The organism is Pseudomaricurvus sp. ABR4_320 (assembly GCF_056159445.1).
Genome location: NZ_JBSWVF010000019.1, coordinates 14,313 through 29,096, shown reverse-complemented (window position 1 = coordinate 29,096; position 14,784 = coordinate 14,313). Strand labels below are relative to the sequence as shown.

The 14,784-nt window shown below is 50.9% G+C and carries 17 protein-coding genes; 3 read left to right on the top strand and 14 right to left on the bottom strand.

What is annotated here, in order from left to right; genetic code table 11:
* Nucleotides 1-188 precede the first annotated feature (188 nt).
* Complete coding sequence (locus ACXAFR_RS23570) at nucleotides 189-602, top strand: CBS domain-containing protein (protein ID WP_475181692.1); 414 nt, start codon at nucleotides 189-191, stop codon at nucleotides 600-602.
* A 142-nt stretch (nucleotides 603-744) separates the two neighbouring features.
* Here the strand turns inward: ACXAFR_RS23570 and ACXAFR_RS23565 are convergent, their stop codons facing one another.
* Complete coding sequence (locus tag ACXAFR_RS23565; RefSeq protein ID WP_475181689.1) at nucleotides 745-1,131, bottom strand: VOC family protein; 387 nt, start codon at nucleotides 1,129-1,131, stop codon at nucleotides 745-747.
* 128 nt (nucleotides 1,132-1,259) lie between these two features.
* Between ACXAFR_RS23565 and ACXAFR_RS23560 the strand changes: the two genes are divergently transcribed.
* Nucleotides 1,260-1,943: a helix-turn-helix transcriptional regulator gene (locus ACXAFR_RS23560; protein ID WP_475181684.1), complete on the top strand. Its 684-nt coding sequence runs from the start codon at nucleotides 1,260-1,262 to the stop codon at nucleotides 1,941-1,943.
* A 185-nt stretch (nucleotides 1,944-2,128) separates the two neighbouring features.
* Entirely contained in the window at nucleotides 2,129-2,872 is a 744-nt protein-coding gene (locus ACXAFR_RS23555; protein ID WP_475181681.1) for a YoaK family protein, read from the top strand.
* A gap of 49 nt (nucleotides 2,873-2,921) precedes the next feature.
* On the opposite strand, the gene ACXAFR_RS23550 is transcribed toward ACXAFR_RS23555, so the two are convergent.
* The 13 genes from ACXAFR_RS23550 to ACXAFR_RS23490 all read right to left on the bottom strand — a co-directional run bounded on the left by ACXAFR_RS23550 (nucleotide 2,922) and on the right by ACXAFR_RS23490 (nucleotide 14,364).
* Entirely contained in the window at nucleotides 2,922-3,788 is an 867-nt protein-coding gene (locus tag ACXAFR_RS23550; protein WP_475181679.1) for an SDR family NAD(P)-dependent oxidoreductase, read from the bottom strand.
* Between the two features lie 51 nt (nucleotides 3,789-3,839).
* On the bottom strand, nucleotides 3,840-4,427 hold the full coding sequence (locus ACXAFR_RS23545) for a hypothetical protein (protein WP_475181677.1): 588 nt from the start codon (nucleotides 4,425-4,427) through the stop codon (nucleotides 3,840-3,842).
* A 17-nt stretch (nucleotides 4,428-4,444) separates the two neighbouring features.
* Nucleotides 4,445-5,014: an SRPBCC family protein gene (locus ACXAFR_RS23540; protein WP_475181675.1), complete on the bottom strand. Its 570-nt coding sequence runs from the start codon at nucleotides 5,012-5,014 to the stop codon at nucleotides 4,445-4,447.
* Between the two features lie 13 nt (nucleotides 5,015-5,027).
* Entirely contained in the window at nucleotides 5,028-6,005 is a 978-nt protein-coding gene (locus ACXAFR_RS23535; RefSeq protein ID WP_475181674.1) for a VWA domain-containing protein, read from the bottom strand.
* Nucleotides 6,002-6,601 carry a hypothetical protein gene (locus tag ACXAFR_RS23530; protein ID WP_475181672.1) on the bottom strand — a complete coding sequence of 200 codons (600 nt, stop codon included), beginning with the start codon at nucleotides 6,599-6,601 and terminating at the stop codon, nucleotides 6,002-6,004. Before ACXAFR_RS23530 ends, ACXAFR_RS23535 begins: the two co-directional genes overlap by 4 nt.
* Nucleotides 6,598-7,599 carry a vWA domain-containing protein gene (locus ACXAFR_RS23525; protein ID WP_475181670.1) on the bottom strand — a complete coding sequence of 334 codons (1,002 nt, stop codon included), beginning with the start codon at nucleotides 7,597-7,599 and terminating at the stop codon, nucleotides 6,598-6,600. The genes ACXAFR_RS23530 and ACXAFR_RS23525 overlap by 4 nt, the downstream gene beginning before the upstream one ends.
* Entirely contained in the window at nucleotides 7,593-8,516 is a 924-nt protein-coding gene (locus tag ACXAFR_RS23520) for a hypothetical protein (RefSeq protein WP_475181669.1), read from the bottom strand. The genes ACXAFR_RS23525 and ACXAFR_RS23520 overlap by 7 nt, the downstream gene beginning before the upstream one ends.
* 5 nt (nucleotides 8,517-8,521) lie before the next feature.
* Nucleotides 8,522-9,415 (bottom strand): DUF58 domain-containing protein, encoded by an 894-nt coding sequence (locus ACXAFR_RS23515; protein ID WP_475181667.1) that lies wholly within the window; start codon nucleotides 9,413-9,415, stop codon nucleotides 8,522-8,524.
* The gene (locus tag ACXAFR_RS23510; RefSeq protein ID WP_475181664.1) at nucleotides 9,412-10,443 is read right to left on the bottom strand and encodes an AAA family ATPase; all 1,032 of its coding nucleotides are present in this window, start codon (nucleotides 10,441-10,443) and stop codon (nucleotides 9,412-9,414) included. Before ACXAFR_RS23510 ends, ACXAFR_RS23515 begins: the two co-directional genes overlap by 4 nt.
* 115 nt (nucleotides 10,444-10,558) lie before the next feature.
* Complete coding sequence (locus ACXAFR_RS23505) at nucleotides 10,559-10,861, bottom strand: methanol dehydrogenase [cytochrome c] subunit (RefSeq protein WP_475181662.1); 303 nt, start codon at nucleotides 10,859-10,861, stop codon at nucleotides 10,559-10,561.
* A gap of 45 nt (nucleotides 10,862-10,906) precedes the next feature.
* Entirely contained in the window at nucleotides 10,907-11,422 is a 516-nt protein-coding gene (gene moxG, locus ACXAFR_RS23500; RefSeq protein WP_475181659.1) for a cytochrome c(L), periplasmic, read from the bottom strand.
* Nucleotides 11,423-11,475: 53 nt separating this feature from the next.
* Nucleotides 11,476-12,399 carry a methanol oxidation system protein MoxJ gene (gene moxJ / locus ACXAFR_RS23495; protein WP_475181657.1) on the bottom strand — a complete coding sequence of 308 codons (924 nt, stop codon included), beginning with the start codon at nucleotides 12,397-12,399 and terminating at the stop codon, nucleotides 11,476-11,478.
* A 78-nt stretch (nucleotides 12,400-12,477) separates the two neighbouring features.
* Nucleotides 12,478-14,364, bottom strand: coding sequence for a methanol/ethanol family PQQ-dependent dehydrogenase (locus ACXAFR_RS23490; protein ID WP_475181655.1), 1,887 nt, complete (start codon nucleotides 14,362-14,364; stop codon nucleotides 12,478-12,480).
* Nucleotides 14,365-14,784 lie beyond the last annotated feature (420 nt).

Sequence of the window (14,784 nt, the reverse complement as noted above, 5' to 3'; positions counted from 1 at the left end):
CTGAGGTTATTGTAGCAGCCCGGCATTATAAGATTTAGGCATCAAACAACAAGGTATCAACTGAGATCGAAAGTCACAATATCCCTAGCCAATTTTAAGAAAACGGATTGAATTGACGCCTGGAGTTGCACTCTGGGAGTGGATTACGGCTAAGATAAAAGGAAGAAAAATAATAAGGAGAAACTGTTATGCAATCCATAACTGTTGATGAATTCATGAATCCGTCCCCTTTCGCGATTAATCACGCGATGAATATCCAGGATGTTATTTCCGCGCTTCTTAAAGAGGGGACATCTGGAGCGCCGGTTATTGACGACAAAAAACAAGTCATTGGTTTTGTTTCAGAGCAGGACTGTCTCAAAGAAATGCTCAATGAGGCCTTTTTTTGTCAAGACCCGATCTCGGTAACCGATGTCATGCACAAAGAGGTTTTATCTGTAACACCGGAGACCGGCATTATCGAATTAGCTCAAACCTTGCTCAGTGCTCGCCCTAAAATCTACCCAGTTATTGATCATGGCAAATTGGTTGGGTCTATTACTCGCTCTCTGATTCTTAAAGCGTTGGTCGCTAACACTCGGGAAAGGCATACTCGCTGGTAGGAACTCGCAGAGTCGGGAGGGGGAAAGCCAAGCGCGCCGGTGTTACGGGATGCCGTGGCAAAAACTCAGGCTGGCGGGCGTGGGCTCAAATGGGCGTTGGGGATGCAGTATCTACGATCCAGCATCCCCATTCCAGCGAGGGTTACTCGACCATGCAGAATGCATTCAATTTGTTGCCATCCAGATCCCGGAAGTAGGCGGCGTAGAATCCCTTGGTGCTGTCTCCCGGCCGAAAGCCGGGCTCACCTTCGTCGGTTCCCCCCAATTCCAGGGCTTTCGCATACAGCGTATCCACTTGCTCAGGTGACTCCAAATAGAGCGCGACCATGACGCCATTACCGACGGTGGCAGGCTCTTTGTTAAAGGGTACTGAGACCGCGACCGATGGAGCATCCGGGCTAGGTGCCCAAGCAACGTAGTAGTTTTCCTCCTCCATAAAGCGTCCAATCCCCAGAGTACCGAATAAGGCATCGTAGTAGGCGGTGGCACGCGGTAAGTCATTCGTGCCAAGGGTGACATATCCGATCATTGTATTCTCCTTTTGCAACTGTCTTAAGTCGGGTGAAGTAACTCTAACAGAGGTCTGCTGACAGCGTGGTGTCAGCAGGTTTTTATAGGGTACACTTTTTTTGAGTTATTAGACGCAGGGAGAGCCAGGTGCGCAGAGCTGATCGCTTAATGAACATTGTCCAATTTCTTCGACGGCGACATAGGGCCGTTACCGCCAGCTGTATCGCGGAAGCGTTTGGGATTTGTACGCGTACTGTATATCGGGATCTGCGCGATCTGATGGACTCAGGTGTGCCCATTTCCGGTGAAGCCGGAGTCGGCTATGTGCTCGACAAAAATTATTTTATGCCACCGGTGACCTTTGACTACGACGAATTGGAAGCCATCGTTCTAGGCATCAATATGGTAAGCCAATGGACGGACGATTGCTTTGCTGCCAAAGCGAAAAACGCCCTCGAAAAGATACAGGCCGTACTGCCAAGTGGGACTCTTGGTCATCTGGATCAGCTGGCGACCTATTCGGTTCCCAATTGTGCGAGAGTGCCTTGGGACGTTAGTTTTTCTGATTTGCGGGCAGCGATTCGCGCACGATACAGAATACACATTCACTATACCGACAATTCAGGACAGACCTCCTTCAGGTCCGTCAGGCCCTTAGCGTTGTTTTTATTTAGCCCGGTCTGGTTATTGACGGGCTGGTGTGAATTGCGTGAGGGATTTCGGAATTTCCGATTGGATCGGATACAAGCGCTGGAAATCAGTAAAACGGTTTTTGAACCTGAGTCCGGTAAAGACCTACAGGCGTACTTGTTAAACGAGGGCATCTGCTGAACCTATCCAGGTTGAGGGGGCGTGCTTTAATAAAGATTTCCTATTATTCGTGTGAAGGAAAGTGCAGCGTTTTTTGAAAAATTTTCAAAAAAGTAGCTTTACTCTTATTCGTGGTATTGATAGGGAACGCTAAGAGAACTTGACTCTCTAACCCGTTATTGATGCTGAATAGGTAGAGGTAATCCATGCTCATCAAGAAGAAGAAAGTTCGATCCCATCGCGAAGATCGTTGGCTGGCCTTAGTGTTGGCAACAGCCGCAGGTGTGCTGAATGCGATGGCTCTTGGAGCATTCGGTTTTTTGCCGTCGCACATGAGTGGTAACACCTCTCAGATATCATCGGAGGTCGCTACCACCGATGCCTATGGTTTAGCCTTTCTGGCCTCGCTGATCGGCGCCTTTGTGATCGGTGGGATGTTAGCCCGTTGCGCTGTCATCGTCGGTCTTAAGCACAACGTCAGAACAATATTCTGTCAGATACTTTTGTTGGAAGGGGTAGCATTAACGGCTGTCTCTGCATTTGAACTATTGTTTTACTCGAAAAGTTACAATGCGGAAATTTTAGTGATGCTCGGTTTTTTGATGGGGGTTCATAATTCCACGTCGACGCAGATATCAAATGGCCGTGTGAGATCGACTCATGTGACGGGAACGCTGACCGATGCTGGCATCGCTCTCGGCTCACTACTGTTTACACTGTTCGCGCGCGACGGTAGGGACGAAAGGTGTTTGGTTCGAGATACTCTGAACACACATCTGACGACGTTGTTCTCTTTTGTAACTGGGTGTATTGCGGGGTTACTGCTGTTTAAATGGTATGGTTTCCACGCCATGTTGGCATTAGGAGTATTTTTGATGCTTGTTGCAGTCGCTGAAATTTTTGGAACAGTCCGTACTGCCAGCAAGCTAATGGTTGCTCGCAAGACGTAGACGTTGGCAAATGGATGCGTGGAGTTTATCTTTTTTTAAGCTTAGGATATCAACCTTCATTTGGTCGCAGACTGGCCAAGAGATCCGGATTAACGTCTGTCGGCATGGCGTTTAGGATGGCGTTAAACCTCTGCTCTATGGGCGCGCGCCATTCTCCGTGGGTAATGATGTAGAGTTCGTTATTAAGGATGGCGTCTTTAACCATTTCTCCGACAGTTTCCGGCTCCATCCATAGATCCGACACGGGTCTGTTTTCCAACTGTGCTTCCGACTGGGTAAAACCTTGAGTGGACTTGTATTTGTTCGGACGGTTGCGCCCGGATTGGTGGATGTTTGATTTTATCGGGCCGGGACAAAGTACACTGACACCAATATTGTCGGCGTCTAGCCCTATGCGAATGCTCTCTGACAAGGCAATTACCGCAGACTTGGTCGTGGCGTAGACAACGTATTCTGATGGCATGGGGGTCAGGCCGGCCAATGAAGCCGTGTTGACGATATGTCCGCCATTGCCGTGTTTTAACAGTTTGGGTAGAAAGATTTGCACGCCGTTGATAACGCCGTTCAGGTTTACGCCCAGGCCAAAATCCCAATCCGAAAATGAGGCCTCTTTTAACGGGCCGCTGACATCGACTCCGGCATTGTTGATAAGAATGTCGATATGACCGAAGTGTTCTTCTGCGGAGTCTGCTGCTTTCTGAAAAGAGTCTCTATCGCTGACATCCAGAGGCAGCGTGTAGACTTGGTCGGCCAGATCATTTTCTACAAACCAACGTGCGGCATTTTGACGATGATCGTCGCGTAGATCGGCTAGGATTACCCGTGATCCATTCTGAACCAGTATTTTGGCGATCCCGAGTCCAATACCGCTGGCACCACCGGTGATAAAAGCCACCTTGTTGTCCAGAGATTCCATAGTATTGTCCTTATTATGTCATCAGCCAGTTCCGTCAAAAGATCCTGGCTGTTATTTTTTACCATTGCTCGAATCCGTTTCTATCATGTCATACCGATAGTTTTCGGCAAGGGTCTTCAGTGCAGTCATACGTGGCTGTCCCTGACGTCGAATGACAATGTAGTGTTGGCAGAGTTCTGCAAAGGGAATGGTGCGACTGTCCGCGCTCACTGTTTCGAGAAGATCTGCCAGCACATTGACGGGGTGTTCTTCCGCGTTCAGATCCTGCAGCATTTCTGCGACCTGTACCGAGCGATTGGCAATCATGCGGGGATCTTCATCAAAATGTTGTCGTGCCTGGCGCAACAGATCTTTGCTCTGTGTTAACTGCTCGACGGCTGGGGTTTCGGTTCCAGGCCAGGATGCTAACCAGTGCGCTGGGTCTTCTCTCATCAATGGAGATAGCCAGGTTGGCCTAGCGCCGAAACCAGTCTCGCTAATGTATTGGGTATCGGTTAATTCTGACTCGAGTGAAGGTGGGGTGGGAGGCTCATAGAACAGTGCCAGCGCCAGAATACTGGCAATGAAGATCAGCGCAAAGGCTGGCAGCCAGCGATGCCAGCCGCGATATTTTGGGGTTGCCTTATTGAGATCGATCATGTCGGATCGCAAACCCGTTAGTGTTGGCTGACGGTCATCTCCTGAAGACTTTCCAAGCCGGTGCGAAAGAAGTGGCTTAATGCCTCGCGGCCAGCATCGTCATTCATTTCATCTGAGGGATAATTACTAGTATCTGCTCGGTAAAACATACCTTTCCAGATAACTTCACTCCCGCCATTGGCAGGGCGTACAGTAAGTGTTGCGCTGTAGAAGCTTGCCGGCAACGCAGAGGTGTTTTCGTGTAATACCCGATAGCTATACAGCTTAGGCTCATCTTTGTGGCGATCCAGCCTTTCGACAATGTTGCCGCCGGCCAAAGCAACTTCACGAGTCGCGCCCGTCGTATTACCCCCATCGCCATCGCTGGCGCTTACCAGGGGATGCCATTCGGCGAGCTTATGAAAATCTCCAATCATCGACCACACGGTTTCGGGATCAGCCGACAGCATAATGTGTTCTTCGAGTCTTTGCGGCGAGGGGCCGTGGGCTGATGCTGGTGTGACGATAAACAGAGTAAGCACCAATGTAATCAGACCGGACAGTGCGGAGGTAGGCAGAATGGTCTTGAAATGACAGGTGGTTTGCATGGTTTTCTCCTGACTAGGTATAACGACGTTGTTTGTGGTTGTCCCAAAATGAAACGAGGTAAGCGCCGCAGAGACAGAGCAGCGCCAGCAAAGCCAGTAGCCAGCGGGCGTCGATCAGAACCGTCAATGGCCGGGGGGTTAGCGCCGGCGTTAGCAGGTCGGTGAATTCAAATAGCTCACGGAAGTGGGCGTATTGCAGTCCCATCAATTCTGCACGCTCAGTCAAATAACGGGTGCGAACCGATGAAAGATGTTCGTTACCCTGACTCATGCCACCTCCCCAGGGGGCGTTGCGTGGATGCCAGCCAGGACGATTGCTGGCATCTGTTGGCGGTACGCCCAAGCGAGATTCGTGGGGGACATCCGAGGCATCCAGAAAACCGATTTCCCGACCGTCTCGATCGTATTCGGGTATCGGCGCAGGGGTGATGCCGCCGACTCCGACTAAAAGCCCATGAACGTCTCCGGCCTTACCTTTAAATCGAGGTGGACCGCTACGTGGAGGCGGGGGAGCTTCCTGTCCATCTGTCAAAAAGACGAGGTCTGCATCGACCGCCTGCGCCAATTCAAAAGCGCTGTTGAGGCCGTAGGCTATGCCACTATCTCCCTGCCAGGCCATTCGCCAGTTCACCGCGTCGACTGCTGCCATAATCGGTGCGTGGTTGCTACAGATTTCCAAGGGTTCGAACAATAGAAATGCCTGGCGGCTGGTAAAAATAGCCAAGCCCAATTGTGATTCACAAGGACTGGCAATTAGCCATTGGCGAATTCCACGCTTTATGGCATCAAGACGAGAGATTGCCTGGTTGCTGTCGGTGTAGTCGCGCACGTTCATACTGCGTGTTACGTCGATCACTAACAGCGCGCGATAGCGGCTACTTTGACGTTCCAGTTGAGGTTTAGTAAACGTTGCCAAAAGGCAAATGAGAGCTACCGCCAGCAGCCAGGTGCCAGGAGCTTTGGTCGTGTCTGACAAAGGGACGAAGCTCACGGAAGGCCTCCGGGGCGGCCGGGAAGGTCGGTCCAAAGCTCTTCGGGGGATTCCGGCTTCTCATCTGTGGCAGCCTGTGGGCGATTGGGAAAATCCCGAACCAGCTGCAGGGCGACATCCAGGTTGTGCTTATAATTCCAGTCATCGGGATTGATGCGTAGAGCTCTCCGGAGCTCATCTTTTGCAAGATCAACCAGGGGGACAGCATCGGTAAAGCGGTTCTGATCGGCAAGCAAATAAGCCGAGCGAAGACGGGCATTGGCCAAATCATAAAGTAAATCGCTGCGCTCCCGCGACTCGGGAGCCCTGCGACTGAGCGCATCCAAAATAGGGTAGGACGCGTCAAAATCTTCGCGTTGGACCAAAGCGTAACCTCGGGCGAAAAGCAGTTCAGGTTCGGCTGAGAGATCGACAGCGACGTCGTAACCAGCTTTAAGGTCGTCAATTATCCGGTTGGTTTTTGTAACCTGCCAAAGCAAAAGCATCTGGTAGACAAGGGCGGCGATACAGATAATAAACAGGCCTGGCAGCAGCCTGTCATAAACGCTGCCGAGATACCCAGAGAACGATGGGCGACGTTTTGCTGATCCGCTCACGGGGCGACTCCAGTGAGGTTGGTTTCCATCAGTTTGGCCAATAGCAGCAGACTAACGGCAATGCTTGCCAGAGAATAAAACTGGGTACTTAAATCCTGCCGGGGTGTTGTCTCCAGATAGGGGAAAGGATCCGATTCCAAGCGTGCAATTTCAGAAATGGCTTGCTCGATAGCGTCCGGACTTTCCGCTTCGAAAGCGCGATAGGGAACGCCGAGACTTTTGAAGAACAGGTCCAGATGACGTTCGGGCATGGCCTGCGGTGTATCACGTTGATTGGATGAAGGTTCGTCATAAATGCTGCGACTGTTGGCCGCTCTTAAAAAGAGCCAATAAAGATGTGTGCCATCGCGGGTAAATGCCTGTCGCAACCGATCTTGAACTTTAGGGTCGACCACGGCAGCCCCGTCAGAAACTAACAAAATGGCTCGCGATCCCGGCGCTGCGCCATCCGGAAACATGGTTTGAGCGAGAGCCAGACCGAGACCGACGTTGGTTCTTGTCAAGCCCGGACGGTCCATGGCATCGATGGCGGCCATGACGGCATCGCGGTGCGATGTCAGGGGGCAGATCAGCATTGGTGCGGTGGAAAATCCAGCGACGCCAAAGCGGTCATGTTCTCGGTAAGTGACAAATTCACGTAATAGTCGCGACGCTGCCGCTGCCATTGATGGTTCACCGACACTGGGTCGACGTCCGGCGAAATCGGTATTCATGCTGTCGCTGCGATCGATCAGCAGCACGATATTGCTACCCGTGCCGAGGCGTTCAACGGTTTGACCGATGCGATAGGGGCTGGCCAGTGCCAGCACAAGGGCGGTGTAGGCGAGGATCGCGGTGATGATCAATCCCAGGTTTAACGTTTTAGACAAGGTGTCGTCCGGAACAGCTTGCAACGAAGGATAAGCGTTAATGCGCAGTGTGCTGCCGATCAGGGGGATCAGCATAAGTATCAATGCAGGAAGTACCCAGGGATGGTCAAAGGCGATACTCTTCAGCATTCTCGCCTCTCCAATTCGGCTAGTTTTTTTGCCAATGTGGTTAGGGCTTTTGTATCAAGAGTCGCACATGTGCGGGATTCAGAAGAAAAATAGAACTCCCGAGAAGTTTTGTAGAAGGTATGTATCTCTTCTTGAAGACGGCAGTAAATGGGGTGGTGTTCAAAAAAATCGGGCAAGTCATCAGCAAACAGGCGCTTGCCCACTGTTGTGTCGAAAGCACGGTGCATGACTTTTAAAGGTGGAGTTGCCGAATGGCTGCCAGACGCTGCCCGCTTCAAGTCGTGTTTTAACGTTGCTGCGGCAGAGGCAAAGGGGCGCGACGGTCGAAGCCGAAACGGCCAGAGTGTTCGGTGGTGCGCCAGCAGTAGAAATAGCAACAATGATGCGAATAGGAGGGTGAAAATTCGTCGTTGTAATTTTTGGGTTTCTATCTGGTTTGGCTCGCGGTCATTACGCAGAGTGCCCTGCTGACCTGTGACCCCGGTCTCCAGTCCTCTCAGAGACGAAACAATAAAAGGCCAAGCGGGAAGCGTTTGTTCTCGTAGGTGCTCTATATCTTGGTCGGTTTCAAATCCTAATTTAAATGCTGGAATTTCCAGCCGTGTGGCTGTTAGGGCGGAGTAAAAAACTTGGTATTCCAAGTCAATGATGTAACGCCGGTACTGGCCGTAGCTCTGGCTGGATATTTGAACGTCACGCAAATCCAACCAGTAGGTGAGCGCCTGAGGTGTCGGCAAGCTGGCTGGCGACAGGCGTGTATGTTGGTCCGTATCAGCGATGATACGATGGTGAATCACATCACCAATAAAAAAACCAAAAGGTTGCGGCGTTTGTCGCTGTAAGGTAAGCGCGTTGACACTGACAGGCATCCACAGAATGGTTGCTGTCAGAAGAATATAAACTCGCAGCCGATGCACGGTTGTCACCGACCTAGGAGGCTTTCGCTCAACCCTTCCGGTGTCCATCGGTCGGTGAGCTTTATGCTATTTCGACCGTAGCGGGCAAACAGACCTGCTAGCGTCTGCTGTTGCTCTGCTTCAGCCCGCTGCCACTTTTCATGCAGTTTAGGACGCATGACCAGCAGCCTCTGTCGCTGACTTTCCATGTCTCTGACGCGAAGTAGTCCCCAGCGAGCAAGTTGACGGGTTTCTTCCGCATCTTGAAGATGCAGGGGGATTACCTCATGCCTTGCCAGTGTAATCAGCGTTGCTTCCAGCAGCTCAGTGGGAAGATGAAAGTCAGACAGAAAAAAAATCAGTGAGCGACGCGAGGGCATCTGCTGCGCAGCCAGAGGCAATGCGTTGGCGCCGCCGGAAGGCTTGCTGGCCGCCGCGAATAGGCTCGCAATGCTAATTTCGACGCCGCGTCGACGAGAGGGCTTTAAAGAAACATTTTCACACAGATGATCATTGCAGCCGATCACGCCAAAAGCGTCGCCTATCCGTCGCGCAAATCTCGCGAGGCCCTGGCACACGGCCGCAGTTCGTCGCAATTTATTGCCATTACCCTGGTCATAAGCCATGGATCCTGATAGATCAATTAACGCGATAACATTTATCGTTGTGCGCTGTTCGAACCGGCGCACATAAATCTGCTGCCAGGGATCCCGAATTGTTTGTCTGAGATCGATTCGACGGGCATCGGGTTGACGCCAGAATTCGACCGTATCGCGGAAGGCACCCAAACCTCCACCGGAGACTCCTCGATGGGATCCGATCATGGCGGAATCAACGCGCCAGGGTAAGCGATAGGGGATTTCGGGCGTGAATGCCAATTGCTGTTGCTGAGCATTCTGCATGGCGACCGAGGTGTTCATGGCGCAGCGACCTGCTTGAATGCCATTGAGATAAGCTCGTCGACAATCTGCTGTTGGCGTAGTTCGTACATCGGGTTTAGGAAGATTCGGTGTGCCATAACGGCTGAGAAAACATCGCGAATGTCCTCGGGAACCAACATGTTGCGACCTTCCAACCAGGCACGTACCCGTGCCGCGCGAATCAGAAAAGCCATGCCGCGGGGACTCGCGCCGCCCGCAACCAGTTGTTCCACTGCAATGTCGGCCAGTTGAATGTTGTGTGATTGTGGCCAGCGAACACAGCGCCACAGTGTTGCGACATAGTCCTGAATGGCCTCTGACGCGTGTACCTGGGATTGAATGGATGCAGCGACCAGATTAAGTTGTGTGTAGTCGAGCAATCCCGGTTCGACGCTGTCGACGAGTGCGTCCGCGTCATAAAAACGAGGATCGAAAATCAATGCTTTACGAATGGCATCATCTGTCGGTAAGCCGATAGGAATTTCCATAAAAAACCGATCGCGAGCCGCGGCAGGCAATTCGAAGGTTTCTTCGCGCTCAACTTGGTTGCGATCGGCGAAAACTTGTAGGTGTGGAAACTTGTACAGTTGATTAAAAGCATTCAGAGATTTTTCTGCCATTAATCGGAGTAACAGAGCATGGACTTGGGGGCGGGCGCGGTTGATTTCGTTAAAAAAGAAAATCGACAGGGCGTCGCCTGCACGAAGAACAGGGCCCGGTTCAACTCGCGGACGTCCGCTGTCATCCAGATAGGTGTGGTAGGTGAGGTCTCCGGGCATCAAATCGACGGTGCCTTCAATGCGCTCGTAAGCGCCTCCAATCGCGCGACCGGCCGCACGCAGAAGCGTGGTTTTACCGACGCCAACATCTCCTTCGAGAAGCACATGCCCTCGAGCGAAAATAGCGATCGTTAAGAGACGTATGGCATGAGCTTGTCCGAGAATCACTTGTTCACAGGCTTGCTCAAACAACAGGGCGCGATGGCGCCAGTCGGCGAGAAAATTCTCAATGTCACTGCCAGTTGCCATACATTCCATCGTAGCAAGGAGAGGGCGCCGTTTATTTGCAGTGGCTTCCCTCGGTTTCTTATTAGAGGTTTTATTCAGATGGCCTCTTGGAGACCATCTGTCTTTCCAGGTGGTCTTATTTCGGGATGCGTTTCACGTCGTAAATAAATTCTCCCGTCTTTTTAAAATGAGCAACACGCATCGCGTTGCGTTTTTCCATCTCAGAAATGGATTCGCTCTGGCGATTCAGCTCTTTGGGGTCGTGTTGAGGGTCGTATTCAGAGCCGGCAATTTTTTCTGGGTAGCCGGGTTTAGGTTCCCAGCAGTTGCCGGGTTCTTTGCAGTTGGTGCCGTCATAGGCGAGTACAGAGTGAGACAGGGCCAAGCTTAATGTTGCACTGGTGCAGAGTAAACTAAAGGTGCGAGTTGATGTTTTCATAATTCATCCTCCGTTGTGAAACGAATTTTTAAGACCTTCTCGGTATCATTCGTTGTAGGGCGTAAAAGCCTGCCGTTCTTCTTCCTCCAGCCAGGTGGCGGTATCGGGTTCACCGGTATAGAGGTGTCTTACCCAAGCCATTACGAGCAGCATTTCATCGAGGCTAAGGGCTCGATACATCGGGCCCATTTGGCCTCTTGCGCCGCCATAGATGGTTTCAAACAAACCGACATCGGTTGTGTTTTTTCGGTAGGTCCAATAATCGTCGTTTAAGCCGGGCCCAATCTTGCCTTCCGCTGTGTGACCATGACAGCCGGAGCACATAGTCAGATAGAGTTCCTCGCCTTTGGGAAGGGCTTCCTGATCTTCGTTGTAGAGATTTTCACCGGAATTTAGAAATTGCGTGACGGCTTCGGTATCTCTGCCTTCTTCTTTGGCAAGGTTTAAATCCAGCGGCATACCCGTTTCGGTGTGCCGAAATTGAAGCATCGGCGACAGCGCCATAACCGCAGTGGCGGAAAAAAGGCTTGTACCGATCAGCAAGTATTTGAGATAGGACATAACTGACAACTCTCACGACGTGTATTTATGTATTGGAGAAAACAGCGCGATCTTTAGCCTGCGATCTCAAGTAACGGAATGCCTTCCTTTTCAAGAATATCGGTAATTTTTGGCTCGATATTCTGGAGCGCTCTGTTGACGTCCGATAACAGATCCTGATCCTCCTTACGCACGCCGACAGATTGGCTAAAGTGGTGAGGGACTTCTTTGCCGTCAGCACGATGTTGGTCATTGGAGATAATCGACATTTTCAAAGGAATTGGTGATGCTTCGACATATCTCGCCACTTCGGGGGCAAATGCAACGGCCAAATCGGCATTCCCTTGAGCGACTTCGCTGACCAGTCTTGCGGGGGGGATTTGAGTGTATTGATTGCGGCGAGATTTAAAGTTAACCAATGAATAGAGGTAGGCGGCATTGTCCTCGTACTTGCTCATACCAATCTGACGCAACATGACTTCTGCGGGCGAGCCGAAACTCATGGCGAAGCGGGAGTAATTTTCGATGCTAGGATCAGTCCAGGAATTGCCCTCAAAATGTTGGTCTTCTTTGGAAATAAACACATAGCCAGTCCGGTAATAGGGTTCGCTGGTGAGCATGCGCTCATCCCCAGTATCGACGCCCATGACCAAATCGCATTTGCCTTTGTTTAAATAATCCCTGACCAAGTAAATCGCCGGACGCTCGGTCCAGACAAATTCCAGATTGCGGTTCATTTCGTTGGCTAATACCTGAGCCAAACGATTTTCAAATCCGGTGCCGTCTTGCATAGAGTAGGGCGCTTGTTGCGTCGAAGCGCAGACGCGCAGTGAATCCGCGGCAAGGTGTTGCGCGTGGCTTGCAGAACCTAAACCGCTTGCGACGAATAACGCGGAGCAAGAGAACAGAAAGCGTTTCGTTTTTTTAGAGGTTTTTATAGAGTGCTCTGTGGCAAAGAGGTTTTTCAGCAGCCGGTGTATTCTTTTTTTGCGTTTCATTGGCTTATGACCTTTTATGCTGTTTTATTATTGATCTCTTCGAGGATGATTGCGGGCTAACGCCCGCGATCACATCGATTACTTAGATACTTGCGCGTATTCGCCACGCATTAGATCTTTGGTGTATGGGCTTTCCCCATCCAGAGAAAAGACCATCAAGCCACCGCCCATTTGGGTGTAGTTGGCGAGTTTTTTGAACGCACCTACGGCACCGAGTCCAGCGGTGGGATCTTCCAGGTCAAACACCAGCCCTACTCCCGGCCAGCCGCCGACGCCATAGTTGATGGCGACATATTGAGTACCATCATGCTCGAAGGTCATCGGGTGGCCGATCACGCCGGACGGCAGTTTGAATTTCCACAAGAGCTTGCCGTTATCGGCATCACGCGCTTTGATAAATCCATCGAGCGTACCGTAGAAGACCAGTCCGCTGGCCGTTGCCATGGTGCCCCCCCAAACAGCAAAGCGCTCCATAACTTCCCACTTATATTCGCCGGTAATGGCGTTGTAGGCTTTAACCTGGCCGAGGCCTTCATAGTTTTGGCGATCGCCTTTAGGTCCGGGATACATATTTAAGGTCGCGCCGACAAAGAATTGGCCAGCCCGGTAGGGCAGCATAAAGGGTTCCCAATCCATACAGATGTGGTTGATGCCCATAAAAAAGAGTTCACGATCTGGATCGTAGGAGTCGTGGCCTTGGTTGTGATAACCCATGGCGGAGGGGCAGATATCTGTCGCGTTGTGATCCATTCGCGTACCGTATTCTGGATCCCGGACGGGTAAGCCAGACTCTAAGTCGACCTCTGTTACCCAATTCACGGTATCGTCCAGTTTGTTGGCCGAAACCAAATCGCCGCTGACTCTATCCAGGGTATAGACAATACCGTTGCGATCGGGGTGGGTTAACAATTTGCGTTTTTTGCCGTCTTTATCTTCCTGTTCCGACAGCATCATGACGTTAACGCCCGCGTAGTCCCATTCGTCATGGGGTGTTTTTTGATAGCCGAAGCGCGCCTTGCCGGTGTTAACGTCGCGTCCGAAAATGGTCATGGTCCACTTGTTATCTCCCGGGCGCATGGTTTCATTCCATGGGGCCGGATTGCCTGTGCCGAAGTAAATGAGTTCTTCATCGGGATCATAGGCGTACCAACCCCAGTTGGTGCCACCGCCAATTTTCCAGGCGTCTCCTTCCCAAGTTCTGGTTCCTAAACCTTGCTGACCGTAGTGTGGGTTTTTGATGTTGAAGCCTTTATCGATCAACATTTCTTCATCCGAACCTGTGGCGTAGGCTCGCCAGCGTTGCTCTCCGGTTTTGACATCGTAAGCGGTGACATAGCCTCTCACCCCCAGTTCTGCACCAGATGAGCCGACCAGCACCATGTCTTTAACTACAAAGGGCGCGATGGTCAGAGTGGATCCAACCATGATGTCAGAGTTTTCCATCATCCAGACGGTTTTACCGGTTTCGGCATCGAGAGCAACAATGTGCCCGTCCAGTTGCGTTCTGAATAGCAAGGCTCCTCGGTCATCGTCGCCGGGCCAGTAGGCCAGGCCTCGATTCACCACGTCGCAACAGGCAACGGCGCGTGCTGTAGCATCTTGCTGGGGTTTGTTTTGCCAAAGAATTTTGTTGGGATCATCGAGGTCGAGAGCGAAGGTGGTATTCGGAAAGGGGGAATGGATAAACATCTTTCCATCTACAACCAGTGGCGTTCCTTCATGTCCGTGAAGAACACCGGTAGAAAAGGACCAGGCAGGCTTCAGGTTTTTTACGTTCCTTTTATTAACCTGTTTGTTGGTGCTGTAATTATTGGCACTGTAGTTTTTACCTGGCAGGGCCCAATTTTCTTCACTTTTCGAAATCTCCACCAGTTTTTCGTTGGCAAAGGTAACCGGAGCTGCAAGCAGGGCAGTGGATGCGGCTATGGCTAAGCACATAGCGGTTCTTTTAAATGGTTTAGTCATGTATGGCATTCTCCCTATATGGATTTGTGATTGCAGAGCTAACCATCAGACGACCGTAAAAGCCCTCTTGCGGGTCACTCGATACAACGTTTTTGATTTTCCAAGGGGGGTAGACCGACCTTGCCTTATTTACGCTTTACAAAAGCATTAATAAGGCAATTCACCCTCGTTATAAAACCTATAATTATCGTTTTTGTTCATAACGACAGTCTGCTGTTTTCAAAAGCTAAAAATGCTCTAAACGTATTTTTAAATAGAGCTTTTTTATCTATAGAAAATCGACATTTTGAGACTGCACATCATCCTTATAACTTTTATTAGTATGTACTTTTGATACATATAGAATGCCGTTCGACATGGAATGCAATGCCGCCTAACGCAACCAGATAATCACTGTTTTGGTGTCTATCTGTTATCTAT

Excerpts from the sequence above, each read along its gene's own strand:
- ACXAFR_RS23570 (WP_475181692.1), top strand. The coding sequence starts at position 189 with ATGCAATCCATAACTGTTGATGAATTCATGAATCCGTCCCCTTTCGCG.
- ACXAFR_RS23565 (WP_475181689.1), bottom strand. The coding sequence starts at position 1,131 with ATGATCGGATATGTCACCCTTGGCACGAATGACTTACCGCGTGCCACC.
- ACXAFR_RS23555 (WP_475181681.1), top strand. The coding sequence starts at position 2,129 with ATGCTCATCAAGAAGAAGAAAGTTCGATCCCATCGCGAAGATCGTTGG.
- ACXAFR_RS23550 (WP_475181679.1), bottom strand. The coding sequence starts at position 3,788 with ATGGAATCTCTGGACAACAAGGTGGCTTTTATCACCGGTGGTGCCAGC.
- ACXAFR_RS23545 (WP_475181677.1), bottom strand. The coding sequence starts at position 4,427 with ATGATCGATCTCAATAAGGCAACCCCAAAATATCGCGGCTGGCATCGC.
- ACXAFR_RS23540 (WP_475181675.1), bottom strand. The coding sequence starts at position 5,014 with ATGCAAACCACCTGTCATTTCAAGACCATTCTGCCTACCTCCGCACTG.
- ACXAFR_RS23525 (WP_475181670.1), bottom strand. The coding sequence starts at position 7,599 with ATGCTGAAGAGTATCGCCTTTGACCATCCCTGGGTACTTCCTGCATTG.
- ACXAFR_RS23515 (WP_475181667.1), bottom strand. The coding sequence starts at position 9,415 with ATGAACACCTCGGTCGCCATGCAGAATGCTCAGCAACAGCAATTGGCA.
- ACXAFR_RS23510 (WP_475181664.1), bottom strand. The coding sequence starts at position 10,443 with ATGGCAACTGGCAGTGACATTGAGAATTTTCTCGCCGACTGGCGCCAT.
- ACXAFR_RS23505 (WP_475181662.1), bottom strand. The coding sequence starts at position 10,861 with ATGAAAACATCAACTCGCACCTTTAGTTTACTCTGCACCAGTGCAACA.
- moxG (WP_475181659.1), bottom strand. The coding sequence starts at position 11,422 with ATGTCCTATCTCAAATACTTGCTGATCGGTACAAGCCTTTTTTCCGCC.
- moxJ (WP_475181657.1), bottom strand. The coding sequence starts at position 12,399 with ATGAAACGCAAAAAAAGAATACACCGGCTGCTGAAAAACCTCTTTGCC.
- ACXAFR_RS23490 (WP_475181655.1), bottom strand. The coding sequence starts at position 14,364 with ATGACTAAACCATTTAAAAGAACCGCTATGTGCTTAGCCATAGCCGCA.